Here is a 24,842-nt window from a genome sequence, read left to right on the forward strand (position 1 = left end):
GAGCGGGCCGCGCGCCCGGTGAATCCGGTCATACCGGGGCGCGTACGGCCCTGTCCCGTACGCGACACGAGTGGCGATGCTCACGTGAGAGACCCTCTGGACATATGCGCACCGGCCACGGATGATCAGATGAGTGCGGTCGGCACCGGATGAGCGCCAGCGAAGCGTCCGGGTCGCGGCCCCCACGGGGCAGCAAGGAAAAACAGCACAAGGGCACAACCCTCACACCCCTCACTTAGGAGCGATCGTGGCGCGCGACATCGCGGCTTCCACCGTCCCCACCACTGCACCCACCGATCACAAGGCGCTGATCTCGTGGGTCGACGAGATCGCGGCGATCACGCAGCCGGACCGCGTCGTCTGGTGTGACGGATCGGAGGCCGAGTACGACCGGCTGTGCGAGGAGCTGGTCGCCAAGGGGACGTTCACGAAGCTCGACCCGGTCAAACGCCCCAACTCGTACTACGCCGCCTCCGACCCCACCGACGTCGCGCGCGTCGAGGACCGCACCTTCATCTGCTCCGAGGACGAGCGGGACGCCGGGCCCACCAATCACTGGAAGGCCCCGGCGGAGATGAAGGACCTCTTCACCGGCGAGAGCGGCATCTTCCGCGGGTCGATGCGCGGCCGGACGATGTACGTGGTCCCCTTCTGCATGGGCCCGCTGGGCTCCCCGCTCTCCGCCATCGGCGTCGAGATCACCGACTCCGCCTATGTCGCGGTCTCCATGCGCACCATGACCCGCATGGGACAGCCGGTCCTGGACGAGCTGGGCGAGGACGGCTTCTTCGTCAAGGCCGTCCACACCCTGGGCGCGCCGCTCGCGGAGGGCCAGGAGGACGTTCCGTGGCCCTGTAACTCCACCAAGTACATCTCGCACTTCCCCGAGACCCGCGAGATCTGGTCGTACGGCTCCGGCTACGGCGGCAACGCCCTGCTCGGCAAGAAGTGCTACGCGCTCCGCATCGCCTCGGTGATGGCGCGCGACGAGGGCTGGCTCGCCGAGCACATGCTGATCCTCAAGCTGACCCCGCCCGCCGGCGAGGCGAAGTACGTCGCGGCCGCGTTCCCGTCCGCCTGCGGCAAGACCAACCTCGCCATGCTGGAGCCCACCGTCCCCGGCTGGACCGTGGAGACCATCGGCGACGACATCGCCTGGATGCGTTTCGGCGAGGACGGCCAGCTGTACGCGATCAACCCCGAGGCCGGCTTCTTCGGCGTCGCGCCCGGCACCGGCGAGCACACCAACGCCAACGCCATGAAGACCCTCTGGGGCAACGCCGTCTTCACCAATGTCGCGCTCACCGAGGACGGCGACGTCTGGTGGGAGGGCATGACCGAGGACACCCCGGCCCGCCTCACGGACTGGAAGGGCAACGACTGGACCCCGGAGACGGGGACCCCGGCCGCCCACCCCAACGCCCGCTTCACCGTGCCGGCCGCGCAGTGCCCGATCGTCGCGCCGGAGTGGGAGGACCCCAAGGGCGTGCCGATCTCGGCGATCCTCTTCGGCGGCCGCCGCGCCTCCGCGGTGCCGCTGGTCACCGAGTCCTTCGACTGGAACCACGGTGTCTTCCTCGGCGCGAACGTCGCCTCCGAGAAGACCGCCGCCGCCGAGGGCAAGGTCGGCGAGCTGCGCCGCGACCCGTTCGCCATGCTGCCGTTCTGCGGCTACAACATGGGCGACTACATGGCCCACTGGATCAAGGTCGGCCAGAGCGCGGACGCCGCCAAGCTGCCGAAGATCTACTACGTCAACTGGTTCCGCAAGAACGACGCGGGCAAGTTCGTCTGGCCCGGCTTCGGCGAGAACAGCCGTGTGCTCAAGTGGATCGTGGAGCGGCTGGAGGGCCGGGCCGAGGGCGTCGAGACCCCGATCGGCATCCTGCCGGCCGCCGGTTCGCTCGACACCGACGGGCTGGACCTGCCCGCCGCCGACCTCGACTTCCTGCTGAAGGTCGACAACGAGGTCTGGCGCGAGGAGGCGGCGCTGATCCCCGAGCACCTCAACACCTTCGGCGACCACACGCCCAAGGAGCTGTGGGACGAGTACCGCGCGCTGGTCGCCCGCCTGGGCTGACCCTCACCCCCCGAGCCCGTCCCGGCGCCCGCCGGGACGGCCGGGAGAACGTCGCGACGGACCGCCCGACGTCGCCCTGACCTGTGGGGTCACCCCGGTCCGTCGCGTCCCGGCCCCCGGAGTCCCCTCAGGCTCCGGGGGCCGCCCCCTTTTCCGGGCGGCTCGCTCTTCCGGGCGGCTCCCCTTTCGGGACGGATCTCTTTTCCGGGCGGTCGCCGGAGCCGTCCGGGCCCTCAGGACCTCGCCGCGACATGAAAGCGTCCCCGGACGGGATTCCGGGGGGAATGTGAACCCCGTCCGAGGACGCGTCGGGGGCCCCGGTCCACGCGCCTCTCCGGCCCGTGGACCGGGGCCGTCAGTGGGCCCCGACCAGACGCGGGGCGTCGAGGGCGGCGGTGTGCGCGTCCATCCGCTCGGCGGCGAGGACGGCGACGGTGGTGTCGGCCCGGGAGGCCGCCACGACCAGCGCCCGGCCGGCCAGGGCGTGCGCCCGGCGGTGCAGAGCCTTCGGGGCCGCGCCGCTCAGGCCCGCGTGGCGGACCGGGGGCGCGCCGCGCAGCCTGGCGATCTGGGCGGCGATGCGCTCGGCCGCCTCGGCCAGCGCCAGCTCGTCGGTGACGGCCAGCAGCGCGGAGAGATGGCCGGCGAGCTGGATGTCCAGCTCCTCCTCGCGCGAGCGGTGGGGGTACTCGGCGTCGGCGGCCATCGTGTGGACGGACTTCGTGCGGATCGGCTCGTACATGGGGATGGCCTCCTGCCACTGTCAGGAGACCATCCTAGCTTAGATTCTGTCTAAAGTTGAGTGGAGTCGGATGTGGTGGCCCGATAGCGCCGCGCTCCGTGACAACCGCAGGTCGGGCGGGTCGGGATCCGGTCAGGGCTGGCCGTAGCCGTCCAGGAAGGTCCCGATCCGGGTCACCGCGTCCGCGAGTTCCTGGGCCGCCGGCAGGGTCACGATCCGGAAGTGGTCGGGCTCCGGCCAGTTGAACCCCGTACCGTGCACGACCATGATCTTCTCGCTGCGCAGCAGATCGAGGACCATCTGGCGGTCGTCCTTGATCTTGTAGACCTTGGGGTCGAGCCGGGGGAAGAGATAGAGCGCGCCCTTGGGCTTCACACAGGTGACGCCGGGGATCTGGGTGAGCAGGTCGTACGCCACGTCCCGCTGCTCCAGGATCCGCCCGCCGGGCAGGACGAGGTCCTCGATCGACTGCCGTCCGCCGAGGGCGGTGGCCACCGCGTGCTGGGAGGGCATGTTCGCGCACAGCCGCATATTGGCCAGGATGGTCAGGCCCTCGATGTACGAGGTGGCGTGGGCCTTGGGGCCGCAGACCGCCATCCAGCCGGAGCGGTATCCCGCCACCCGGTAGTTCTTGGAGAGCCCGTTGAAGGTGAGGACCATCAGATCGGGCGCGATCGCGGCGGTCGGAGTGTGGGTGGCGCCGTCGTAGAGGATCTTGTCGTAGATCTCGTCGGAGCAGACGATCAGATGGTGGCGGCGGGCGATCTCGGTGAGCCCGCGCAGCATCTCGTCGTCGTAGACCGCGCCCGTGGGGTTGTTCGGATTGATGATCACGATCGCCTTGGTGCGGTCGGTGATCCGCCGCTCCACATCGGCGAGGTCGGGCATCCAGTCGGACTGCTCGTCGCACCGGTAGTGCACGGCGGTGCCCCCGGCGAGCGATACGGAGGCGGTCCACAGCGGATAGTCCGGAGCGGGTACGAGGACCTCGTCGCCGTCGTCGAGCAGCGCCTGCATCGACATCTGGATCAGCTCGGAGACGCCGTTGCCGAGATAGACGTCCTCGACGTCCAGCTCGATGCCCCGGGTCTGGTAGTGCTGCATCACCGCGCGCCGCGCGGAGAGCAGCCCCTTCGCGTCGCCGTAGCCGTGCGCGCCGCCGAGATTGCGGAGGATGTCCTCCAGGATCTCGGGCGGGCACTCGAACCCGAACGCCGCCGGGTTGCCGGTATTGAGCTTGAGGATCCGATGGCCTGCCGCCTCCAGCCGCATCGCCTCCTCAAGGACGGGGCCCCGGATCTCGTAACAGACATTTGCGAGCTTCGTCGACTGGATCACCTGCATGCCGGTGAGCTTACGGCCGTGTATCGGCGGTCGCCGTCTCTTTTCACCCCTCGCGGCCTTGTACGAGAATGCCGGGCCGGGTGCTCGGGGCGGTGGCCGGGGCGTCCGTCCTTGGAATGCGATAGCCGGGCGGGTCTTACGCCTGCGGTTTATGCCGTATGACGGCGGGATCGGCGATTCGGTGTTGCCCTCGTCACTCGGCGGAGAGATCCGCCGGACGGGCCGGGCCGGGGAGCGCCGTCCCGGGGCGACGACGGCAGGGGCGTCCGTCCGGTCTCCCCGGAGCGCCGGAGGCGGTCGCGGGGCCCGGCGGGGCCGCTCGGCCCACTTCTTCCGTCAGGGGAAATGAGAATTTCTTCATCCGGGGTCGGATGCGGCCGAACGTGCGCGTCCGACGGTAAATGGCGGGTCGGGGTTTTCGACTGCGGAGAGAAATCCAGGAAACCGGGGCGAATATCGCGCGGGGAGATTTATCGACCCTTTTCGCGGGTCGGCGCAGAAAGAAACCCCGGGAGGCGCGTTCGCGCGTCCCGGGGCGATGGAATGCTGACGGTGTGTCAGCATTCTGGCCGGCTGGGGGCCGGCCGCCGACCCGTCGTCAGGAGTTGACGCAGGTGTTGCCGAAGGCCGGGTTCAGGAGGCCGATCACGTTGATCGAGTTGCCACAGACATTCACCGGCACGTGCACGGGGACCTGGACCACGTTGCCGGACAGCACGCCGGGCGAACCGACGGCGGCACCGTTGGCGCCCGCGTCGGCCATGGCCGGAGCGGCGGAGCCCAGCGCCATGATGACGCCCGCGACAACGGCAGCAGCCTTCTTGTGCTTCATTTCATTGATCCTTTCAGCGGTGGTGCTGTACGCGGCTACGGCCTTCGCGCCGCGTCGACAGTTCCCTGTGCATGGCACCCCCGCAGACTTTGTAACGAGGGGGTTCCCGGGAGGAAACCGTTATATGGCCGTCAGTTCGAAAAGTCACTCGTATGCAGCACGGTGATTTATTGAACCGAACGGGAATACGGCTATGCGGAACGCTGCCGTAGCTTTTTGCAATTCATGGAGAAAAGCGCTGAATGAGGTGTGCCCCTGAACGCGCGGCGCTCAGGGGCACACTCACGTCCTCGGCGGTGCTCAGCTGTTGCCGGCGCCGTTGCCCGACAGGATCGGGATGTTGCTGAGGATGTGCGACAGCGGCTCGTCGCCCTTGGCCTGCGTCGAGTTCTCGGTGCACTGCTGGTTCTGCGGCGCCGAGAGGATCGGGATGTCCTGGACGGCGACCGGGATGAGGCCGATCAGCGAGCCGACGTTGGCCTTCGCGGGCAGACCGATGCAGGGCTTGTTGAGCGAGCCCTGGACCAGAGCGATCTGCGGGCTCATGTCGCCGTGGGTGGCGGAGTTGCCGTAGGCCTGCGTGGAGCCGTTGCCGCTGAAGGACGTGGTGCCGTTGTCGTTGCCGATGGCCATGGCCTGGGGGGCCATCGCGGCGCCTGCGCCCACCATCGAAGCGGTGACCGCGGCGGTTGCCAGAATCTTCTTGATCACTTGTGTTCCTTTTCGCTGTGAACGATCGATCGTGGAGCAACCGGATCAACCGTTCTGGACCCCGTTTGGTTCTGCCCGTTCACCCGAATGCCGTAATGGATTCCGCCGGGCGGCGGACGCCCGTACGGAAGGTCGACGGAGGGCCATTCGAGTGCGCGTCCACCCGGCCGGAACAGCGCTTGGGCCATCGGGTGGAAGGGCCCACGGGCGGGCTCCAAGGGCCGGCGGATCGGGCCGGCGGATCGGGTCTCGGGCACGGGGGCGGGGCCTCGGGCACGGGCGGCGGCGGAGACGGGGGCGGAGGCGGAGACGGGAGCGGAGACGGGAGCGGAGACGGGAGCGGGGGACGCCGGGGCCGGCCGGGGGGAGCCGGCCCCGGCAGCACGCGTACCCCGGCACCGAGCGGGTGCCGGGGTACGCGTGGGTGGGATCAGCGCGCCGCGCCCGCCCGGGGGCGGGCGGCGACGGCTCAGTTGTTGGCGACGCCGTTGCCCGAGAGGACCGGGATGTTGCTGAGGATGTGCGACAGCGGCTCGTCGCCCTTGGCCTGCGTCGAGTTCTCGGTGCACTGCTGGTTCTGCGGCGCCGAGAGCACCGAGACGTCCTGGACGGCGATCGGGATGAGGCCGATGAGCGAGCCGACGTTCGCCTTGAGCGGCAGACCGACGCAGGGCTTGTTGAGCGAGCCCTGCACCAGACCGAGCTGCGGGCTCTGGTCGCCGTGCGTGGCGGAGTTGCCGTACGCCTGGATCGAGTCGTTGCCGCTGACCGAGGTGGTGCCCTGGTGGTCGCCGATGGCCATAGCCTGCGGTGCCATCGCCGCGCCCGCGCCCGCCACGGAGAGGGTGACCGCGGCGGTCGCCATAACCTTCTTGAGCATGTTCCGTCCTTCTGTCTCGTGGATGCCCGCAAGTGGAGCGCCCTGAGCAACTCCGCCGGGGGTGTTTGGTTCCGCCGGTTCACTCCAATGGGCCCCGTGCGGCGGACTCATCGGTTTAATGGGCCGGACCGGGGGGCCTCGCGGACGCGGCTCGAAGCGTTCTCCGCCGCCGCGTGACACCCGTTCCGCTGTGTACCCGGCCCGGTCCCCGGATCCGGGCCCCGGCGGGGATGCCACCCTTACGGGCGTACGGGAAGGGGGCGCGGCCACCGACTGCCGCACCCCCTTCGTCGCGTCCGCCCCCGGCGGTGGCGGTCAGCTGCCCAGCTCGACGCCGCCCAGCATCGGGGTGACCTCGCCCACCGTCTTGAGCGCGTTCTGCGGGGCGTCGCCCTTCACCTGGTTCAGCCCGGTCGCGGTGTCGGCGACGTCCTTCACGGCGTCCCCGCTGCCGCCGTTCAGCAGCGGCGTCTGGCTGACGGCCTGGGTCAGACCGCCGTTGAGGCTCATGGGGGGCATGCCCGGGGCGGGGGCCGCCATCGCGGGAGAGGCCGCGCCGAGCGCCGCGACCGAGCCGGCGATGATCGCGGCAACCCTGGTGTACTTCATGTCTCGCGTCCCTTTCTCCGGCGACGGCCGTCGCCGCCGTCGACATGGGTAACGAGACCCCGCCACGGGGGAAACCCCTGCGGGGATTCTCGTATCAGCTGTTCGGCGGACGAGCCCACGAACGTCCGGACGCCCGGACGCCACCGCCCGCACGGGCGAACGCCGATGACGGGGCATCACTCCGGCGCGCCCGGCGGGAGCCGCTCAACGAGCTTTCGGCGCGGGGGATGTGCCCGATCACCCGAAGGGATATTTCCGCGCCCTCCGCGCCCCGGTCCGGCGAGAGCGCGAAAGGCGGCCGGACAGTTCATGGAACGCCGTCCTCTTCCCTTGCCGGAAGTCGGCCGCCAAATGGCCGTACAAGCGCGTCCTACGTGTTTTCCGACTAGCTTCTGACAAACTGCACTCCTGTTTTTGTCATGTTGATCGAACAGGGAGAGCCAGTCATGCGGAAACCGACCGGCCTCGCCTCCCGGAGCATTCTGGGAGCGGCGTTCCTGCTGGCGTTCTCGGCCGTGCCGATGCTGGCCGCACCCCATTCCGCCGCTGTTTCCCCGGGCGCTCCCGCTCGCGGTCCCATGGCCGTCGACGTCTCCGGACAGCCGGAATCCGCACGCATTCCCTTCACCCAGCGCTATCAGGCCGTGCACCACGGGGGCATGGTCCGCGCCGCCAACTCCTCGATCACCTGCCGGGTGCCGAAGAGCACGTCAACGGCGTCCTGTTCATCCGCCAGAACCGGCAACGGAGTCAACAGCGACTTCGAGATGTACTACATCGACCAGGACGACGACCCCAACACCTACAATTCCAGCCGCGCCCGGCTGGACCTCCCCAAGAACTCGACGGTGACCTACGCCCGGCTCTACTGGGGCGGGAATCTCCTCGCCGGAGAACAGAAGCCGCCCGAGGACAACGGACGCGTACTCATCGCCGAACAGGGCGGCCGATACCAACAAGTGCTGGCCGACACCCGAATCGCCCACCGGGCCGCGGGCGGCGCCGACGCCTTTCAGGCGTCCGCCGACATCACCCCCCTGGTGCGCCGCGCCGGATCCGGCCTCTACACCGTCGCCCAGATCAATGTGGCCATGGGGAATTCGGCCGTCGGAACCTGGGGCGGCTGGACCCTTGTCGTCGCCTATGAGAACAGCACCGAACCGCTGCGGCAGCTCTCCCTCTGGGACGGATTCGAATCGCTCGGCGCCGACCGGAAGAGCCAGGAGATCACCCTCTCCGGACTCCGTGTCCCCGCCCGGGCCGGCGGCCGCGCGGGATTCGTCTCCTACGACGGCGACCGGGGCGAGAAGGGCGACGCGGTGTCGGTGCGGACGGACGGCGGGACCCCGTACGCCCTCACCGACGCGGCCAACCCCGCCACCGACGTCATGAACTCCACCATCACCGGACCCGGCGCCGCGATCACCCGGCAGCCCGCCCACACCAACACCCTCGGCTACGACTCCGACGTGTTCGACATCGCCCCCGCGCTGACGGCCGGCGGCACCGCCCTCACCTTCCGCTTCGACGCCGAGAGCCGCGGCTACGGCCTCGGCGCCCTCTTCGTCCAGGCCGACACCCGCCGCTGACCAGCATCGCCCCGCCCCTCCCGTACCAGCACCGCCCCGCCCCTCCCGTACCAGCACCGCCCGCCCCGCCGGCGGCCTCGGCGCCGCACCGCCCGCCGCCGACACCCGGATTCACCCCCGCACGGCTCACCCGAGCCGGAACCGCCCTCCCCGTACCCCCGTACCCAGAGAGCCGCACGTGCCGCAAGAAAGCCGGACTGAGCCGAGCCGACCGACGATTCTCCATCTGGTGCAGCCGGTGGAGGGCGGAGTCGCACGCGTCGTCACCGACCTGGTCCGGGCGCAGACCGCCGAAGGAGTACGGACGATCGTGGCCTGCCCGCCCGGCGGCGAACTCGCCGCCCGGGCCGAGGCCGCCGGAGCCCGGGTCCACACCTGGAACGCGGTCCGCGCCCCCGGCCCCCGGCTTCCCCTCGAAGTGCTCGCCGCCGCCCGGCTGATCCGCCGCAGCGGACCCCATCTCGTCCACGCCCACAGCGCCAAGGCCGGACTCGTCGCCCGCCTCGCCGTCCGGGGCCGCGTCCCGACCGTCTTCCAGCCGCACGCCTGGTCCTTCGAAGCCGTCACCGGCCGCGCCGCCCGCCAAGCCCTGCGCTGGGAGCGGTACGGCACCCGCTGGAGCACCCGCACCCTCTGCGTCAGCGAGAGCGAACGCCGGGCCGGGGAGCGCGCCGGGATCGCCGCCCGCTGGGCCGTCATCCGCAACGGCGTCGACCTCGGCCACTTCGCCCCCGCCGAAGGACTCGCCCCCGACGCCGACCGCCGCCACGCCCGCGCCTCGCTCGCCGCGCTCCGCTCCCTCCCCGCCGACGCGCCCCTCGCCGTCTGCGTCGGCCGCCTCTGCCGGCAGAAGGGACAGGACACCCTCCTCGCCGCCTGGCCCCGGGTCCGCGCCGCCGTCCCCGGCGCGCTGCTGCTCCTCGTCGGCGACGGACCCGACCGCGAACGGCTCGCCCGGCAGGCGCCCCCCGGCGTCCTGTTCGCCGGCGCGGTCCCCGACACCGGCCCCTGGCTGCGCGCCGCCGACCTCCTCGTCCTCCCCTCCCGCTGGGAGGGCATGGCCCTCGCCCCGCTGGAGGCCATGGCCTGCGGACGGCCCGTCGTGGTGACCGACGTCGGCGGGGCCGGGGAGAGCCTCCCGCCCGGACACCGGGACCACAGCCTCGTGCCCCCCGACGACCCGCCCGCCCTCGCGGCGGCCCTCACCCGGCTGCTCGCCGACAGCGGGCTGCGCTCCGCGCTCGGCGGCGAGGCACGGGCCCACGTCCGCGCCACCGGCGATGTGCGCGCCACCGCCGCCGCCGTGCTCGACCTCTACCGGGACCTGCTCCTGCCGCACTCCCCTCCGACCAGGAAGAGCGCCAAGCGATGACGACGGAGAGCGTTCCCGCGCCCCACACCGCCCGGACCCTGACCGTGCCCGTGACCACCGCGCTGCGTCCGCAGCGCGGCGCGGCCCGCCCCGGCACGCCGTCCCGGGCGCGGCCCGGCGCGGGCGGCCGCGGACCCGTCGCCGGACTGCTCGCCGCCGACTGCCTCGCACCGCTGCTCACCGCCGCCCTGCTGCCGCTCCCGGCCCGCGCCCTGCCCGTACTCGCCCTCGCCGCCCTCCTCCTCCCCGCCGTCCACGCCTGCCGCGGCCTCTACCGGCCCAGCCTCTCGCCCTCCGCGCTCGCCGAGGCCCCCGCCGTCGCCGGGCTCGCGCTGGTGCAGTGGCTCGTCCTCACCGAGGCGCTGAGCGTGTACGACGGACGGCACACGGCCGGCTGGCGGCAGATCGCCCTCGCCGTCCTCGTCCAGACCGCGCTGTGCTGCGCCGGGCGCGGGCTCGTCCACCTGGGCCGCCGCCGGTCGGCCGCGCGCCGCCCGCGATCCGCGCTCGTCGTCGGCCGGGGCGCCCTCGCCGAACAGGTCACCCGGGCCCTCAACGACCGCCCCGGATACGGCATGCGGCCCGTCGGCCGGATCAGCGCCGCCCCGGACGAGAGCGGACCGCTGCCCCTCCTCGCCACCCGGCAGGACGTCGCCCGCGCCCTGGTCCGCGACGACGTCCGGCACGCCGTCTTCACCGAACCGCCCGGAGCCGACACCGAGACCGCCGCGCTCATGCGGCTGTTCGCCCGGCACGGCTGCCGGCTCTGGCTGGTCGACGGGGGAGCCGCCGCCGGGAACACCTGGCGGCGCGCCGCCGGCCACGACCACCTCTGGGGACTCTCCGTACGCCCCCTCCGCTCCGAGCTGCACCGGCCCGTCGCCCGCGCGGTCAAACGGGTCCTCGACACCGTCGTCGCCGCCGTCGCGCTGCTCTTCGCCGCGCCCGTCATGGCGGTCTGCGCGCTCGCCGTGCGGATCGCCGACGGCCCCGGCGTCATCTTCCGGCAGGAGCGCATCGGCCTGAACGGAAAACCGTTCACCCTGCTGAAGTTCCGCACCCTGTGCCCCGCCGACGCCCATGAGTCCGCCACCTTGTGGAACGTCGCCTTCGACCGGCGCATGTCCGCCGCCGGCAGCCTGCTGCGCCGCACCTCGCTCGACGAGCTGCCCCAGCTGTGGAACGTGCTCCGCGGCGATATGAGCCTGGTCGGACCCCGGCCCGAACGGCCCTACTTCGTGGCCAAGTTCAGCCATGTCCACCCCGGCTACCAGGCCCGCCACCGGATGCCCGTCGGCATCACCGGCCTCGCCCAGATCCACGGACTGCGCGGCGACACCTCCATCGAGGAGCGCGCCCGCTTCGACAACCACTACATCGAGACCTGGTCGCCCTGGCAGGACGTGTGCATCCTGGCCCGCACGGCGGCCTCGCTCTTCCGGCTCGGAGGCAGCTGAGCATGACCGTGCTGTGGGGGACGCCCGGCGGCGTACGCGAGAGAGGCCGGGCCGGGCGCGAGGAACGGACGGGGCCGGCCGTACGGCGGTGGGCGGCCCACTGGCAGCCGCTGCTGCCCCTGATCGCGACCGTACTGCTGCTCGCCGCGCCGCTCCCGGCCGGCGACGCCGGGGCGGGCCCGCGCGGGCTCGCCCCCGCCGACCTGGCCTCCGCCGCCCTGGTGGTGTTCGTCGCGGCCCGCCTCCTCGCCGCGCGCGAGCGGCCGCTGACCCCGCTCGCCGCCGCCGTCCTCGGACTCCCGGTCGTCGCGCTCGCCGTCGCCACCGTCACCGCCGCCGACCCGGCGGCCGCGCTGCCCGGACTCCTGCGCCATCTCCAGGTCTTCGTCCTGGTGCCCGCCGCCGTGGTGCTCAGCCTCCGGGACGCCCGCGACTTCCGCGTCGTCGCCGGCGCGCTCGTCGCGCTCGCCCTCGCGCAGGGCGCGATCGGCCTCCACCAGTACGCCACCGCCACCGGCGCGTCCTACATGGGCGAGAACATCCGGGCCGTCGGCACCTTCGGGCCCACAGATGTGATGGGCATGGCGACCATCGTCTCGTACGGACTGCTGGCCGCCGCCGCGATCGCCCTGCGCGCGCCCGCCGGCGCCCCCCGGTGGCTGCGGCCCGCCGCGCTCGCCGTCGCGGGCGCGCTGGTGCCGCCGCTGGCGCTCTCCTTCAGCCGGGGCGCGTGGCTGGCCACCGCCGCCGCCGTGACGGTGCTGATCGTCCTCACCGGACTGCGGCAGGCCGTCACGGCGTTCGCCGTGCTCACGGCGGTCACGGTCGTCCTCGTCGGCGGCCTCGGCGTCGGCTCGCAGCTCGTCTCCGAGCGCGTCAGCAGCATCACCCGGGTCACGGAGGCCCCCGACCGCTCGGTGACCGACCGCTACACCATGTGGGCCGCCGCCGCGAGCATGTGGAGCGAGCGGCCGGCCGCCGGGGTCGGTCTCAAGGGCTTCCCCGCCCACCGCGACGGCCACGCCTCCATCGGCCTCTCCTCGGCGGCCGACACGGCGGGCGCGGGATTCGCCTACCGGCGTCAGCCGCTGCTCTCCCCGCACAACATGTATCTGCTGATCCTCAGCGAGCAGGGCCTCATCGGCCTCACCGCGTTCGCGGGCGGCTGGGCGGTGATCCTGACCGCCGGGGTGCGGCGGCTGGTACGCGGCCGGGGCGGGCGCTCGCCGGGGCGCGGGCGCGCGGCCGACTGCGGGCTGATCGCGATGGGGCTGATGGTCTGGCAGACGGTGGACTTCGTGTACGCGGACATCGGCGGGCCGTCGACGGTGCTCACGGGGGTCGTCCTCGGCCTCGCGGCCTGGTGGGCCCTCGCCCCGGCCGCCTCGGTCTCCGCCTCGGTCTCCGGCTCGGTCTCCGGCTCTGACTCTGCCTCCGCTTCCGCGTCTGACTCGGCCTCCGAACCGTCTTCTGCTTCCGCCCCTGCCTCCGTTCCCGCTTCCGCTTCCGTTTCCGCCCGTGGACGGGCGACCGCTCCGTGACCGCGCCCGCGTCCGGCGGCTCGGGCCGGTCACGGCTCCGCGCCGCGCTGGCCCGTCTCACGGGGCCCGGCGGACTCGTCCTGGTGCGGATCCGCGCCGCCGTCCCGCCCGGTCGCGGCCGGCCGCGGCCGGGACTCGCCGTGTCCGCCGCCTCCCGACGGCGGCCGGTCGCGGCGGGGGCGCGGCCCGCGCCCGGCGGCTCGGGTCCCGGGGCGCGCGCCCGGGCCGGGGTCGGAGCGGTCGCGGCGGTGACCGGGGCGGGGGAGCGGGCGGGGGGCTCGTCCCGGACCGCCTCGCCCACGACCGCCCCGCACCCCGAAGCCTCCCCCCGGACCGCCCCGCCCACGACCGGCCCGCACCCGGCGGACCCGCCCCGGTCCGCCTCGATCCCCACCGCCTCGCCCCGCCCCGTGGCCCAGTCCCGCCCGGTGGGCCCACCCCGCCCGGCAGGCCCCGCCCTCGTGAAGCCCGACCCGCCCGGGGGCCGCCCGCCCGTACCGCTCGGGAGCTTTCTCGCGCGGGCCGCCGCCGTCACCGCCGGGCTCACCGTCGCGGGGGCGGCGCTCGGGCTCGTACGGGACCAGACGATCGCGCGGATCTACGGCGCGAGCACGGACAGCGACGCGTTCCTGATCGCGTGGACCGTGCCGGAGATGGCCGCCACCCTCCTCATCGAGGACGCCATGGCCCTGCTCCTCGTCCCCGCGTTCAGCCATGCCCTCACCCGCCGCTCCGCCGCCCGCGCGGCGGGGGACGACCCCGTACGGGAACTGGTCTCCGCCACCTTCCCCCGGCTCTTCGGCGCGCTCGCCGCCCTCACCGGGCTGCTGATCCTCTTCGCCCCCCAGTTCGTCCGGGCCCTCGCGCCCGGCTTCGCCGACCCCGCGCTCGCCGTCGACTGCACCCGGCTCACCGCGCTCACCGTCCTCACCTACGGGATCGCCGGATACTTCAGCGCCGTCCTCCGCGCCCACGGGCGGTTCCTGCCGCCCGCCGGGGTCTATGTCGCCTCCAACGTCGGGATCATCGGCACCACGCTGCTCCTCGACTCCCTCTGGGGCGTCCGCGCCGCCGCCACCGGGGTCGCCGTCGGCGGAGTGCTGATGGTCCTCGCCCAGCTCCCCGCCTTCCTGCGCCAGATGCCCCCGCGCCCCCCGCGCGCCGGACGGCCGTTCGGCGCGGCCCCCCGGTCCGCCGCCGCCCCCCTCGTCGGACTCGCCGTCGTCGCCCCCGTCATGCTCTTCGCGGCCGGCCGCCAGTCACAGGTCCTGGTCGAACGCTTCCTCGCCTCCTCCCTCCCCGGCGGCGCGATCTCCCATCTCAACTACGCGCAGAAGGTCGCGCAGATGCCGATGGTGCTGTCGCTGATGTTCTGCACCGTCACCTTCCCCGTCGTCGCCAAGGCCGTCGCCGAGGGCGACCACGAACGGGCCCGCCGCCGGGTCGAGAACGACCTCGCCCTCGCGGGCACGGTCGTCCTCCTCGGCACCGCCCTCATCCTCGGCTACGCGCCCCAGCTCGTCGAAGTCCTCTTCCAGCGCGGCGCGTTCGCCGCCCGCGACACCGAGACCACCGCCGCCGTCATGCGCGTGTACGCCACCGGACTGATCGGCCACACCCTGGTCGGCGCGCTGGGCCGGCCGTTCTTCTCCGCCGGCCGCCCCACCTGGTACCCGGCCGCCGCGATGGCCGCCGGACTCGCCGTCACCGTCGCCGCGGGCGCCGCGGCCGTCGGCCCCTGGGGGGTGTACGGGATCGCCGCCGCCAACGCCGTCGGCATCTGCGCCACCGCCCTCCTGCTGCTCATCGGACTCGGCCCCCGGGTGGTCGCCATCGAGGTCCGGGCCGTCAGCCTCGCCCTCGCCCGGCTCGCCGCCGCCGCCGGGGCCGCCGCCCTCGCCGGACTGCTGGCCGCGCCGCTGATCGCCGACCCGCTCGCGAGCCTGGCCCTCGGCTGTCTGCTCGTACCCGCCGTCTTCACCGCCGCCGGGCTCGCCGTCCGCGCCCCGGAGGTCGTCCATCTGCTCGCCCTCACCCGACAGAGGATCCGTCATGTCCGCTGACACGGCGACCGCCCACACCGCCGCTCCCCCCGCCCGCCCCTGGCCCTGGATCCTGATGTACCACTCGGTGGCGGATCCCGCCGACGACCCGTACGGCGTCACCGTCGCCCCCGGCCGGCTCGACCTCCAGCTCGACCGGCTGCGCCGCCGGGGGCTGACCGGCGTCGGCGTCGGCACCCTGCTGCGCGCGCACGCCGTCGGGCGGGCCCGCGGACTCGTCGGGCTCACCTTCGACGACGGATACGCCGACTTCACCGAGGCCGCCCTGCCGGTGCTGCGCCGCCACGGCTGCGCGGCCACCCTGTTCGTCCTGCCCGGACGGCTCGGCGGGGCCAATGTGTGGGACCCCGAGGGGCCCCGCAAGCCCCTCCTGGACGAGCGGGGCATCCGCGCCGCCGCCTCCGCCGGGACCGAGATCGGCTCCCACGGGCTCTACCACGTCGACCTCACCGCCGTGGACGACGCCCTGCTGCGCCAGGAGACCGCGCGCAGCCGGGAGTGGCTGCGCGAACTCACCGGGGACGCGCCGGAGGGCTTCTGCTACCCGTACGGCACGGTCGACGCGCGGGCGGCGGACGCGGTGCGCGCCGCGGGGTACGCGTACGGCTGCGCGATCCGGCCGCCCGCCGCGCTGACCGGGACGTACGCCCTGCCGCGCACCCATGTCAGCCACGCCGACCGGGCCCTGCGGCTCGGGGCGAAGCGGCTGCGGCACCGGCTGGGGCTGTGAGCCGGCCGGTGCGGGCGCTCCATGTGATCACCGGGCTCGGGGTGGGCGGCGCGGAGCAGCAGCTGCGGCTGCTGCTCCGCGCACTCCCCGTGGAGTGCGAGGTGGCGGCCCTCACCAACCCGGGCGCGGTGGCGGACGGGCTGCGCGCCGACGGCGTACGGGTGCTGCCGCTGCGGATGGGCGGCAATCGGGACCTCGGCGTGCTGCCCCGGCTCGTCCGGCTGATCCGGGTCGGCCGTTACGACCTGGTCCACACGCATCTGTACCGGGCGTGTGTGTACGGGAGGATCGCGGCCCGGCTCGCGGGCGTCCGCGCCGTCGTGGCGACCGAGCACTCGCTCGGCGCGGCGGAGATCGAGGGCCGGCCGCTGACCCGGCCCACCCGGGAGCTGTATCTCGCCACCGAGCGGCTGGGCGCGGCGACCGTCGCGGTCTCGGAGACGGTGGCGGGGCGGCTGCGGGCCTGGGGGGTGCCCGGGGAGCGGATCCATGTCGTCCCCAACGGGATCGACGCGGCCCGCTTCCGCTTCGACCCGGCCGCGCGTGCGGCGGTACGCGCCCGACTGGGCATCGGACCGGACGCGTTCGTCGTCGGCGGGGTGGGGCGGCTCGTCCCCGGCAAACGCTTCGACCTGCTGCTGCACGCCGTCGCCGCCGTCCCCGGGGCGTATCTCGTGCTCGCGGGCGACGGACCCGAGCGGTACGCCCTCCACGCCCTGGCGTGCCGCCTCGGGCTCATGGACCGGGTCCGCTTCCTCGGCGAGTGCGCCGCGCCCGGCGCACCCGCCGCCGTTTCCGGGCCCGGCGTGCCCGCTGCGGGGTCCGGGTCCGGCGCACCCGCCGCCGCGCCCGGGTCCCGCGTACCCCCGGCAGCCGCCGGGCCCGCCGCCGGGATCCCCCGGCCCCCCGCCCGCCGCCCCGGCGTCCCCGACGTGCTCTCCGCGCTCGACGTGTTCGTCTCCGCCTCCCGCGAGGAGGCCTTCGGGCTCGCGGTCGTGGAGGCCCTCGCCGCCGGGCTGCCCGTGCTGCACACCGTCTGTCCGGCCGTGGACGATCTGCCCCCGGCGATGGCCCCCGGCTGCCGGCGGGTCGGCGGCTCGGCCGGAGAGCTGGCCGCCGCGCTCCGGCGGCGCCGGGACTCCGGAGAGGGGCGGCCGGCGGTCCCGGCCGCCGTCCGGCACTACGACATCGCCTCCGGCGCGGCGCGCCTCACCCGGCTGTACGAGCGCGTCCTCGCCGACCCGCACCACCCCATCCCCCCGATCGAGAGAGCACGCACATGACCGACTCCCCCGAGCCCGCGAAGCCCGCCGCCCGCGGGCGGACCAGACGGTTCCTCACCCGGCTCTTCTCGCTGCCGCGCTGGTGGCCGCTGCCCGTCCTCGCGCTCACCGGGGCGGCCGGCGGAGCCGCCTACGGACTGCTCGTCACCCCCGAGTACGCGGCCACCAGCTATGTCGTCGCCGTCCCCGCCAAGGACGGCGAACCGGTCGCCGCCCTCGGATTCGCCCAGGCGTACGGGCGCGTCGCCACCAGCGACTCCACCATCGCCTACGCCCGGGTCGCCGTCGGCATCCCGGCCCGCGCCCTGCGCGCCCAGGTCCGCACCGAGACCTCGCCCGACTCGCCGATGATCGCGATCACCGGCACCTCGTCCCGGCCGGCCGAGGCCGCCGACATCGCCAACGCGGTCGCCGAGGCCGTCTTCGTGAGCAGCAATCAGGTCGCCAAGAGCACCGGCGTCCAGCTGGTCAGCTTCTCCCAGGCGATCCCGCCCGGCCGGCCCTCCTCCCCCTCCGCCCGGATCGCCACGGCCGTCGGCGGCTGCGCGGGCGGGCTGCTCGGCGGACTCGTCCTGCTGGTGCGGCCCCGGCGGCGGCCCCGCCCCGCCGCGGCCTCGGTGCCCGCACCGGCCGGGGCGGGCGACTCCGTCGAACGGGAGCGGGTCTGATGGGGCGGTCGGGGGCGGGCCCGGCCGTCACGCTCTGCCGTGACCCGCGCGCGTTCTCGCGGCTGGGACCCGACTGGGACGGGCTCTGGCGGCGCTGCTCCAGCGCGACCCCGTTCCAGAGCCACGCCTGGCTGGACTCCTGGTGGCGCTCGTACGGCGGGCGTGGGCGGCTGCGTACCGTACTCGTCCACCAGAACGGCCGGCTGGTCGCCGCCGCGCCGCTGATGCTCGTCCACCGTCCGATGCCGCTGCTCGTCCTCCTCGGCGGGGCCGTCTCCGACTACGGCGACGTCCTCGTCGACGACGACCGCGCCGCCCCGGCGGTCGAGGCCCTCGCCGCCGGGGTGCGGCGGGCCGCCCGCCGCGCCGTGGTCGATCTGCGCGAGGTGCGGCCCGGGGCCGCCGCCGAGCTGCTGTACGAGAGCTGGCAGGGCGGCCGGCGGCGGCTGGCCGACTCGGTCTGTCTGGAGCTGCCCGCCGTCCCCATGGCGGAGCTGGTCCAGCGGCTCCCGGCGCACCGGGCCCAGCGGGTACGGGCCAAGCTGCGCAGAATCGACGCGCTGAAGATCGAGGACCGCACGGTGACCGAGGAGGAGGTGCCCGACGCCATGGCCCATCTGCTCCGCCTCCACGAACTCCAGTGGCGCGGTCGCGGGGTCACCGTCGAGCATCTGCGCCCCCGGTTCGCCGAGCATCTGGTGCGGGCCACCCGCCGGATGGTCCGCGACGGGGAGGCGGATCTGACCGAGTACCGGCGGGAGGGCGAGGTGGTGGCGGCCAGTGTGGCGCTGTTCTCCGGCGGGCTGACCGGCTGTTATCTGTACGGGGCCGATCCGGGGCTGCGGGAGCACAAGGTAGACGTCGCCGCGATGCTGCTCCGCCACGACGCCGACGCCGCGGCGCGCGCGGGCCGCCGGGCGGTGAGCCTGCTGCGCGGCGACGAGTCGTACAAGAACCACTGGCGGCCCGAGGCCGTGGCCAGCCGGCGGCTGCTGATGGCCCCGGCGGCCCTCGAACCGGTCCTGGGGCTGCACGCCGCGCGGTCGGACTGGCGCGACCGCGCGGCGGGGGCCGTGAACTCCCGCTTCCCCGCCGCGCGGCGGTGGCGCGCCCGGCTCAACGACTGGCGGGCGGGCCCGCCCCCGCGCTGAGCCGCCCGGCGGGGCCTACGCCCCCCACGGGCCGAGGGGCCGGTCCGCGGGCCAGGGGATCGTGACGCAGTACTCGCGCCGGGGCACCCAGCGCGCGACCCAGTCCCCGAGGTCCAGCGGGACGCACCACTTCCGGGTGTTGAGCTGGGGGACGGGCGCGATGGGCGGCAGCGGGTTCGGGACCGGCTTCACCAGCGGCGGCGGACTGGGCCGTACCGGTACGGGAGCCGGCGTCGGCACGGGGACGGGCACGGCGGTCGGCGTCGGGATCGGCTTCGGGGTCTGGGCCTGCGTCCGGGTCGGCGTCGGCGTCGGCTTCGGTGTCGTGACGGGCACGGGGGCCGGGGACGCTTCCCCGGGCGTCCGGGTGGGAGCCGGTGTCGTATCGGCGGGGTTCGGCGTTGGTGTCGGTGTCGGCGTGGACGCCGGCGCGGGCGTCGCCCCGGCCGGCTGTGCGGACGGGACCGGGGCCGGGAGCGGAAGCGGTGCGGTCGGTGTCGGTGTCGGCGCCGGCGGACTCGGGGTCACGGGCGGCGTCGGGACCGGCGGTGTGGGCGCCTGCGGCGTCGGGACCTGCGGCGTGGGAATCGCCGGCGGGGTCGGCGCCGACGGCGTCGGGATCACCGGCGGGGTCGGCGTCACCGGCGTCGGCGGCACCGGTCCCGGCTTCGCGAAGAGCATCGAACGGAACACCTTCGACGATTTGGGGTTGTCATCGCACTGCCAGACACCGTGCGGACAGTAATCCGTGATGGTTTGGTACAGCGGCCGGTGCCGCTCGATCCATTCGAGCATGCCCCGCATGTACTCGGGATTGTCCCCGTTCCGGAAGAGCCCCCACTCCGGGTACGAGATGAGCTTGTTGTGCGCCGCCGCGAATTCCACCTGCTGCCGCAGCCCGTACGGCGCGTTCGCCTGCTCGTCGAACGTCGTGCCCGGAGCCTGGTCGTAGGAATCCATTCCGATGATGTCCACGACGTCGTCGCCGGGGTAGCACTCGGTCCAGGGAATCGCGTCCGTGCCCCGATTGGGAGCGAAGTCGAAACGGAATTTCTGCCCCGGCACCGAACGCATGGTCGTGACGATGCGATTCCAGTACGCCTTCCACGAAAGGGGATCGGGGCCGCAGCGATGCGTGTAGGTCGTGCCGTTCATCTCCCAGCCGAGCACGATCACCGTGTCCGGCACCCCCAGCGTCACCAGCCGCTCCGCCAGCGTACGGAAGTGGTGGTCGAACAGGCCCGCGGCGCCGGTCCGCAGCAGCCGCCGCACCTGCGCGTCGGGCAGCCGGTCCTCGTTCCGCTCCAGCATGGGCACATTGAGCACGAACATCCGCCCGTCCGCCCCGCGCCGCCACCGGGCCCACTCCGTCAGGAAGCCGGGACCGCCCTCGATATTGCTCCACCGGTCGCCCGGCAGATAAGTATGACCGGCCGTCAATTCCGTGCCGCCCAGCCACCGTGAAAGCTGTTCCATGCGCCACACTCCGGCCGGGCCGTAGTCGAGATAGGCGCCCACCGCGACCGATGGGGAACCGGAGGCGGAGGGCGGCGCGTCCTCGGCGCGGGCGACGCCCGTCGTCGGTTCTCCGAATACTCCCGTGGAGACCAGCAGACTGGCGGCGACCGTTCCGATGCGTGTTCCGGTGAACCGGCGTCGACGGGTCATGACCCCTCCTGAGGAATGCTGTGCGTACTGTCCGGTCTGAGCGATCCGCCGCAGGAAACGGCGTACCCGACCGTAGCCAGAAAGTGTTACTTATTCGCAGATTGACATCCCGTCAGCGCGGCATTCGCGAGAACGGGCCGGGATTATCAGGACCATCCAGGTGAAAGATGTGACGCTGATGCCACCCTTCGACACCGGGGTCATGGCCGAAGTGCCGTACGACACCGGCGTACCGGCCGGGGTCCCCTTCGACCCCGGGGCGCCCGCGCTGGTGCTCCGGCTCGACCGCAATCCGTTCCACCACGGCACCCTCGGCGCCGTCCGGTCGCTGGGGCGCGCGGGCGTCGAGGTGCACGCCGTGGTCGAGTCGGCCGCCAGCCCCGTCGCCCGCTCCCGCCATCTGCGCCGCGCCCATGTCGGCCCCGCCGGACCGATCGGCCCCGACGCGCTGGTGGATCTGCTGCTGCGGGTCTCCGACCGGATCGGCCGCCGCGCGGTGCTGATCGCCATGGACGACCTCAGCGCGATCCACACCGCCGCCCGCGCCCCGCTGCTCGCCGCCCGCTTCCACCTGCCGAGGCAGCCGCCCGAACTGCCCCGGCTCCTCGCCGACAAGGCCGAACTCGCCGCGCTCTGCGCCGCCGCGGGCATCGCCCACCCGCAGACCGCCGTCCCCTCCGGCCCCGCCGAGGCGGCCGACGCCGTACGACGGCTCGGACTCCCCCTGGTGGCGAAGTGGACCCGCCCCTGGCTGCTGCCCGCCGCCGCCGGACTGCGCAGCACCACCCTGGTGCGCTCCCCGGCGGCCGCCCGCCGGCTGAGCGAGCGGGCGGGCGCGGCGGGCAGCCGGCTGCTGCTCCAGCGCTATCTGCCGGACGCCCCCGACTCCGACTGGTTCTTCCACGGCTGCTTCACCCGGGGCCCCTCCGGCGCGGTCTGTCTGCTCGGCGGCAGCGGGCGCAAGGAGCTGTCCTGGCCGGTGCGCACCGGTCTCACCGCCAAGGGCAGCTGGCAGCCCAACCCCGAGGTGGAGGCGGCGGCGCTGCGGCTGGTCGCCCACGTCGGCTACCGGGGCATCCTCGATCTCGACTTCCGGCGCGACCCGGCCACCGGCGTCCATCAGCTGCTCGACGCCAATCCGCGCCCCGGCGCGCAGTTCCGGCTCTTCACCGAGCCGGGCGGACTCGACGTCGTCCGCGCCCTCTACCTCGATCTCACCGGACAGCGGGTCGTCAGCGGCGGCGGCGGACCGGGCCGGGTCTTCGTCGCCGAGAACTACGCGCTGCTCTCGGCCCTCGTCGGCCTGCGCGACCTCCCCGCCCGGCGCTCCCGCCCGCCCGGCGCCGTCCCCCGGGCCGGAGTGGAGACCGCCTGGTACGCCGGCGACGATCTGCGGCCCTTCCTCGCCATGACCCGGGCCTGGACCGGCCGGGGCGCGGCCAAGGCGGCGCACCGGCTGCGCGCCGCCGCCCGCGCCCGCCGCGTCCGGGCCCGGCCGCCGTCTCCCCGTACGGGAGACGCGCCCACCCCGTGAACCCCTCGTCATCCCCTGTGCACCACCCTCCACCGCGAAGAAACGGACGAACCGTGTACGACATGGCAGTGATCGGCGCAGGCCCCTACGGACTCTCCATCGCGGCCCACGCCGCCGCGGCCGGCATGAGTCTGAAAGTCTTCGGCCGGGCCATGGCCTCCTGGCGCGACCACATGCCCGAGGGCATGTACCTCAAGTCGGAGCCCTGGTCCTCGAATCTCTCCGACCCCGCGGGCGCGCACACGCTGCGGCACTTCAGCGAGGAGAACGGCTTTGACGCGGTGCACGGCAGGCCGCTGCCCATCGCCGCGTTCACCGAGTACGGCATGTGGTTCGCCGAGCACGCCGTCCCGGCCGTGGACGAGCGGACCGTCACCCTCGTCGCCCCGGCCGGCGACGGCTTCCGGGTGGAGACGGCGGACGGCGAGCGCATGACGGCGAGGACCGTCGTGATCGCGGTCGGCGTGATGCCGTTCGTCAATCTCCCCGAGCAGCTCCGGGCGCTGCCCGGGCCCCGGGTCTCGCACAGCAGCGGCCACCGCGACCTCAGCGGCTTCCGGGACCAGGACGTCACCGTCCTCGGGGCCGGCCAGGCCGCGCTGGAGACCGCGACCCTCCTGGCCGAACAGGGCGCCCGGCCCCGGCTGGTCGCCCGCCGGGGACGGCTCAACTGGAACACCCCGCCCGAACCGCTCCAGCGCGGGCTGATGCGCTCCCTGCGCACCCCGCACAGCGGTCTGGGCACCGGCTGGACCAGCTGGGTCTGGTCCGAGACCCCGTGGGCGGTGCGTAAGCTGCCCGCGTCCACCCGGGAGCACATCGCGCGCACGGCGCTCGGCCCGGCGGGCGCCTGGTGGCTCCGGGAGCGTTACGAGCGACGGGTGCCGGCGCTGCTGGGGCACGGGCTGCGGAGCGCGGAGGCGCGCGGGGACCGGGTCCTGCTGACGCTGGCCGCGCCCGACGGGGAGCCGGTGGCCGTGGAGACGGACCATGTCGTCGCCGCGACCGGCTTCACCCCGGACCTGGAGCGGCTGGAGCTGCTGGACAGCTCGCTGCGGCGGGCGGTGGTCACGGTCGGCGGCGGCCGGGCGCCGGAGCTGGGGGCCGGTTTCGAGTCCTCCTGCCCGGGGCTGTTCTTCGCCGGGCTGCTGGCCGCGCCCTCCTTCGGCCCGTCCATGCGCTTCGTGCACGGCGCGACCTTCACCGCGCACCGGCTGGTCGCGGGGGTGCGCAGAAGGCTCCGCGACCGCACCGTCGTCCGGCTGCCCCGGCCCGCCGAGTTCGCCGCCGCCCCGGCCCCGTCCGTACGGGAGCGCTGACGCGGTCCGCGCCCGGCGGGGCGGGCGGCGCTCATCCGGTGGAGCCGCCGGGGCTGCGGATCCACCGGGGCGCGGGCCCGGCCGGCGGCGGGCAGCGGGTCAGTGCCGCCCACTCCCCGTCGGCCGCGCCCGGCAGCGTGCGGCCCGCCGCGCTCCACTCCCGGGCGAGCCGGTCGTAGATCGGGCTCTCGTCCGCCGCCGCCCACTCGTGCTGCTGCTGCTGCTGCGGCGGCGGCCCGGGACGCGGATACGGGCTCGGCGCCGTGAGCGGTACGCGCTCCCAGCGGGCGGCTCCGGGTGTCCTTGCCATACGTCGGCCAACGCCCGCGCCGCGGTCGAGGTCACTGCGGACCGCTCGCGGAGGAGTAGCGCGGGAACGGTTTTTCGGGGCCCACCGCGATACGGCGGGACGACCACCGGACATCCGCCCCGCGCCGCGCCCGGAGCGCGCCCGCGCCGGGAGGCCCCCGCCGCCCGCCGGTCGCCCGCGCCCGATGAGCGCCCCCCCCCGCGGGGCCCGCCCGGCGAGGGCCTCCGCGGGACCGCCCGGCCGTCCGCGCCCGGCGGGCCCGTGGGACCCTCCGGGCGACACCGGCCGCGACACGGGCCCCGCCGCCGTCCTTCCCCGCCGAAAGGCGGTGATGATACGGAAAACGGCCTGCTGAAGGGGACCGATGCGCCACCTTGCCTCCGCGCTGCTGGTGTCCGCGCTCGCGCTGAGCGCCACCGCCTGCCAGAGCCCCCTCGACGCGCTCACCGCCGCCCCCGGCCCGCGCGACCGGCCCGCCGTCCGGCCCGTCTCGGACCAGAAGCCGGCCGGGGACCGGGCGAAGGCGGTGGCCTGGGTCGGGGACGCGGCCGACCTCGGCGGCCCGGGATCCCGCGAGCATCTGCGGGTCTCCGTCGTCGGCCAGGTCGACCCGGCGGTCGGCGTGCGCGCCGCCGACCGGCCGGAGAGCGGCGCCCGCCTGGTCGGCGCGGCGATCACCCTGCTCAACTTCGGGGGCCGGCCCCACGACGTCTCCGGCGCCCGCGCCTGGGTCGTGGACGACACCGGGAAACGCCATCCGCAGGCGACCACCGGAACGCTCACCACCGGCGCCCCATTGAAATGGAACACCCTTTCGGTGGGTGAACAGAGAAAGGGCTGGCTGGTATTCGAAGTGCCGGAGAAGGCCCGGATCGTACGGCTCCACACCGCCCTCGGGAAACGAACCCTCGTCTGGCAGCTCCGCTTTCCCCCATCCAGGTGAACGAAAGGGGCCGACG

20 protein-coding genes and 1 pseudogene are annotated in these 24,842 nt (G+C 74.1%); 13 read left to right on the forward strand and 8 right to left on the reverse strand.

The window, feature by feature from the left end:
• Window positions 1-247 precede the first annotated feature (247 nt).
• Entirely contained in the window at window positions 248-2,080 is a 1,833-nt protein-coding gene (locus tag ACF089_RS12510; RefSeq protein ID WP_392025348.1) for a phosphoenolpyruvate carboxykinase (GTP), read from the forward strand.
• 355 nt (window positions 2,081-2,435) lie between these two features.
• Here the strand turns inward: ACF089_RS12510 and ACF089_RS12515 are convergent, their stop codons facing one another.
• The 6 genes from ACF089_RS12515 to ACF089_RS12540 form a co-directional block, all read right to left on the reverse strand.
• Window positions 2,436-2,822 carry a hypothetical protein gene (locus ACF089_RS12515; protein ID WP_392025350.1) on the reverse strand — a complete coding sequence of 129 codons (387 nt, stop codon included), beginning with the start codon at window positions 2,820-2,822 and terminating at the stop codon, window positions 2,436-2,438.
• 132 nt (window positions 2,823-2,954) lie between these two features.
• Complete coding sequence (locus ACF089_RS12520) at window positions 2,955-4,166, reverse strand: pyridoxal phosphate-dependent aminotransferase (RefSeq protein ID WP_392025351.1); 1,212 nt, start codon at window positions 4,164-4,166, stop codon at window positions 2,955-2,957.
• 598 nt (window positions 4,167-4,764) lie between these two features.
• On the reverse strand, window positions 4,765-4,956 hold the full coding sequence (locus ACF089_RS12525) for a chaplin (protein WP_392025723.1): 192 nt from the start codon (window positions 4,954-4,956) through the stop codon (window positions 4,765-4,767).
• Window positions 4,957-5,298: 342 nt separating this feature from the next.
• On the reverse strand, window positions 5,299-5,709 hold the full coding sequence (locus ACF089_RS12530) for a rodlin (protein WP_392025352.1): 411 nt from the start codon (window positions 5,707-5,709) through the stop codon (window positions 5,299-5,301).
• 469 nt (window positions 5,710-6,178) lie between these two features.
• Window positions 6,179-6,589: a rodlin gene (locus tag ACF089_RS12535; RefSeq protein ID WP_392025353.1), complete on the reverse strand. Its 411-nt coding sequence runs from the start codon at window positions 6,587-6,589 to the stop codon at window positions 6,179-6,181.
• A 315-nt stretch (window positions 6,590-6,904) separates the two neighbouring features.
• Window positions 6,905-7,198: a hypothetical protein gene (locus ACF089_RS12540; protein ID WP_392025354.1), complete on the reverse strand. Its 294-nt coding sequence runs from the start codon at window positions 7,196-7,198 to the stop codon at window positions 6,905-6,907.
• A 446-nt stretch (window positions 7,199-7,644) separates the two neighbouring features.
• Here ACF089_RS12540 and ACF089_RS12545 point away from each other — a divergent pair, with 446 nt between their 5' ends.
• From ACF089_RS12545 to ACF089_RS12585, 9 genes are all read left to right on the forward strand, one after another.
• The gene (locus tag ACF089_RS12545) at window positions 7,645-8,787 is read left to right on the forward strand and encodes a DUF3344 domain-containing protein (RefSeq protein WP_392025356.1); all 1,143 of its coding nucleotides are present in this window, start codon (window positions 7,645-7,647) and stop codon (window positions 8,785-8,787) included.
• Window positions 8,788-8,965: 178 nt separating this feature from the next.
• On the forward strand, window positions 8,966-10,159 hold the full coding sequence (locus ACF089_RS12550; protein ID WP_392025358.1) for a glycosyltransferase family 4 protein: 1,194 nt from the start codon (window positions 8,966-8,968) through the stop codon (window positions 10,157-10,159).
• Complete coding sequence (locus ACF089_RS12555; RefSeq protein ID WP_392025360.1) at window positions 10,156-11,616, forward strand: exopolysaccharide biosynthesis polyprenyl glycosylphosphotransferase; 1,461 nt, start codon at window positions 10,156-10,158, stop codon at window positions 11,614-11,616. Before ACF089_RS12550 ends, ACF089_RS12555 begins: the two co-directional genes overlap by 4 nt.
• A gap of 2 nt (window positions 11,617-11,618) precedes the next feature.
• The gene (locus tag ACF089_RS12560; protein WP_392025361.1) at window positions 11,619-13,157 is read left to right on the forward strand and encodes an O-antigen ligase family protein; all 1,539 of its coding nucleotides are present in this window, start codon (window positions 11,619-11,621) and stop codon (window positions 13,155-13,157) included.
• Window positions 13,158-13,567: 410 nt separating this feature from the next.
• Window positions 13,568-15,220 carry a murein biosynthesis integral membrane protein MurJ gene (gene murJ / locus ACF089_RS12565; protein WP_392025724.1) on the forward strand — a complete coding sequence of 551 codons (1,653 nt, stop codon included), beginning with the start codon at window positions 13,568-13,570 and terminating at the stop codon, window positions 15,218-15,220.
• Window positions 15,210-15,950, forward strand: coding sequence for a polysaccharide deacetylase family protein (locus ACF089_RS12570; protein WP_392025363.1), 741 nt, complete (start codon window positions 15,210-15,212; stop codon window positions 15,948-15,950). The genes murJ and ACF089_RS12570 overlap by 11 nt, the downstream gene beginning before the upstream one ends.
• An 8-nt stretch (window positions 15,951-15,958) precedes the next feature.
• Window positions 15,959-17,233, forward strand: coding sequence for a glycosyltransferase (locus ACF089_RS12575; protein ID WP_392025725.1), 1,275 nt, complete (start codon window positions 15,959-15,961; stop codon window positions 17,231-17,233).
• The gene (locus ACF089_RS12580) at window positions 17,230-17,901 is read left to right on the forward strand and encodes a lipopolysaccharide biosynthesis protein (RefSeq protein WP_392025365.1); all 672 of its coding nucleotides are present in this window, start codon (window positions 17,230-17,232) and stop codon (window positions 17,899-17,901) included. The genes ACF089_RS12575 and ACF089_RS12580 overlap by 4 nt, the downstream gene beginning before the upstream one ends.
• A complete protein-coding gene (locus ACF089_RS12585; protein WP_392025367.1) occupies window positions 17,901-19,052 on the forward strand; it encodes a GNAT family N-acetyltransferase in 1,152 nt (383 codons plus the stop codon). The genes ACF089_RS12580 and ACF089_RS12585 overlap by 1 nt, the downstream gene beginning before the upstream one ends.
• Window positions 19,053-19,535: 483 nt before the next feature.
• Here the strand turns inward: ACF089_RS12585 and ACF089_RS12590 are convergent.
• A pseudogene (locus tag ACF089_RS12590) lies at window positions 19,536-20,720 on the reverse strand (glycoside hydrolase family 26 protein); the annotation flags it as partial.
• A gap of 178 nt (window positions 20,721-20,898) precedes the next feature.
• Between ACF089_RS12590 and ACF089_RS12595 the strand changes: the two are divergent.
• Together ACF089_RS12595 and ACF089_RS12600 are read left to right on the forward strand one after the other, a co-directional pair.
• Complete coding sequence (locus ACF089_RS12595) at window positions 20,899-22,254, forward strand: ATP-grasp domain-containing protein (RefSeq protein ID WP_392025727.1); 1,356 nt, start codon at window positions 20,899-20,901, stop codon at window positions 22,252-22,254.
• Between the two features lie 53 nt (window positions 22,255-22,307).
• The gene (locus ACF089_RS12600) at window positions 22,308-23,573 is read left to right on the forward strand and encodes an NAD(P)-binding domain-containing protein (protein ID WP_392025369.1); all 1,266 of its coding nucleotides are present in this window, start codon (window positions 22,308-22,310) and stop codon (window positions 23,571-23,573) included.
• A 31-nt stretch (window positions 23,574-23,604) separates the two neighbouring features.
• On the opposite strand, the gene ACF089_RS12605 is transcribed toward ACF089_RS12600, so the two are convergent.
• Window positions 23,605-23,883 carry a hypothetical protein gene (locus tag ACF089_RS12605; RefSeq protein ID WP_392025370.1) on the reverse strand — a complete coding sequence of 93 codons (279 nt, stop codon included), beginning with the start codon at window positions 23,881-23,883 and terminating at the stop codon, window positions 23,605-23,607.
• Window positions 23,884-24,247: 364 nt separating this feature from the next.
• On the opposite strand from ACF089_RS12605, the gene ACF089_RS12610 reads away from it, so the two are divergent.
• The gene (locus tag ACF089_RS12610) at window positions 24,248-24,826 is read left to right on the forward strand and encodes a DUF4352 domain-containing protein (protein ID WP_392025372.1); all 579 of its coding nucleotides are present in this window, start codon (window positions 24,248-24,250) and stop codon (window positions 24,824-24,826) included.
• Window positions 24,827-24,842: the final 16 nt, after the last annotated feature.

This window comes from Streptomyces sp. NPDC014894, assembly GCF_043080985.1.
Taxonomy (GTDB): domain Bacteria; phylum Actinomycetota; class Actinomycetes; order Streptomycetales; family Streptomycetaceae; genus Streptomyces.

What these genes read in the sequence shown, in the direction of transcription:
- ACF089_RS12515 (WP_392025350.1), bottom strand. Translation starts at nt 2,822, where the DNA reads ATGTACGAGCCGATCCGCACGAAGTCCGTCCACACGATGGCCGCCGAC.
- ACF089_RS12520 (WP_392025351.1), bottom strand. Translation starts at nt 4,166, where the DNA reads ATGCAGGTGATCCAGTCGACGAAGCTCGCAAATGTCTGTTACGAGATC.
- ACF089_RS12525 (WP_392025723.1), bottom strand. Translation starts at nt 4,956, where the DNA reads ATGGCGCTGGGCTCCGCCGCTCCGGCCATGGCCGACGCGGGCGCCAAC.
- ACF089_RS12535 (WP_392025353.1), bottom strand. Translation starts at nt 6,589, where the DNA reads ATGCTCAAGAAGGTTATGGCGACCGCCGCGGTCACCCTCTCCGTGGCG.
- ACF089_RS12540 (WP_392025354.1), bottom strand. Translation starts at nt 7,198, where the DNA reads ATGAAGTACACCAGGGTTGCCGCGATCATCGCCGGCTCGGTCGCGGCG.
- ACF089_RS12545 (WP_392025356.1), top strand. Translation starts at nt 7,645, where the DNA reads ATGCGGAAACCGACCGGCCTCGCCTCCCGGAGCATTCTGGGAGCGGCG.
- ACF089_RS12555 (WP_392025360.1), top strand. Translation starts at nt 10,156, where the DNA reads ATGACGACGGAGAGCGTTCCCGCGCCCCACACCGCCCGGACCCTGACC.
- ACF089_RS12560 (WP_392025361.1), top strand. Translation starts at nt 11,619, where the DNA reads ATGACCGTGCTGTGGGGGACGCCCGGCGGCGTACGCGAGAGAGGCCGG.
- ACF089_RS12570 (WP_392025363.1), top strand. Translation starts at nt 15,210, where the DNA reads ATGTCCGCTGACACGGCGACCGCCCACACCGCCGCTCCCCCCGCCCGC.
- ACF089_RS12580 (WP_392025365.1), top strand. Translation starts at nt 17,230, where the DNA reads ATGACCGACTCCCCCGAGCCCGCGAAGCCCGCCGCCCGCGGGCGGACC.
- ACF089_RS12585 (WP_392025367.1), top strand. Translation starts at nt 17,901, where the DNA reads ATGGGGCGGTCGGGGGCGGGCCCGGCCGTCACGCTCTGCCGTGACCCG.
- ACF089_RS12595 (WP_392025727.1), top strand. Translation starts at nt 20,899, where the DNA reads ATGCCACCCTTCGACACCGGGGTCATGGCCGAAGTGCCGTACGACACC.
- ACF089_RS12605 (WP_392025370.1), bottom strand. Translation starts at nt 23,883, where the DNA reads ATGGCAAGGACACCCGGAGCCGCCCGCTGGGAGCGCGTACCGCTCACG.
- ACF089_RS12610 (WP_392025372.1), top strand. Translation starts at nt 24,248, where the DNA reads ATGCGCCACCTTGCCTCCGCGCTGCTGGTGTCCGCGCTCGCGCTGAGC.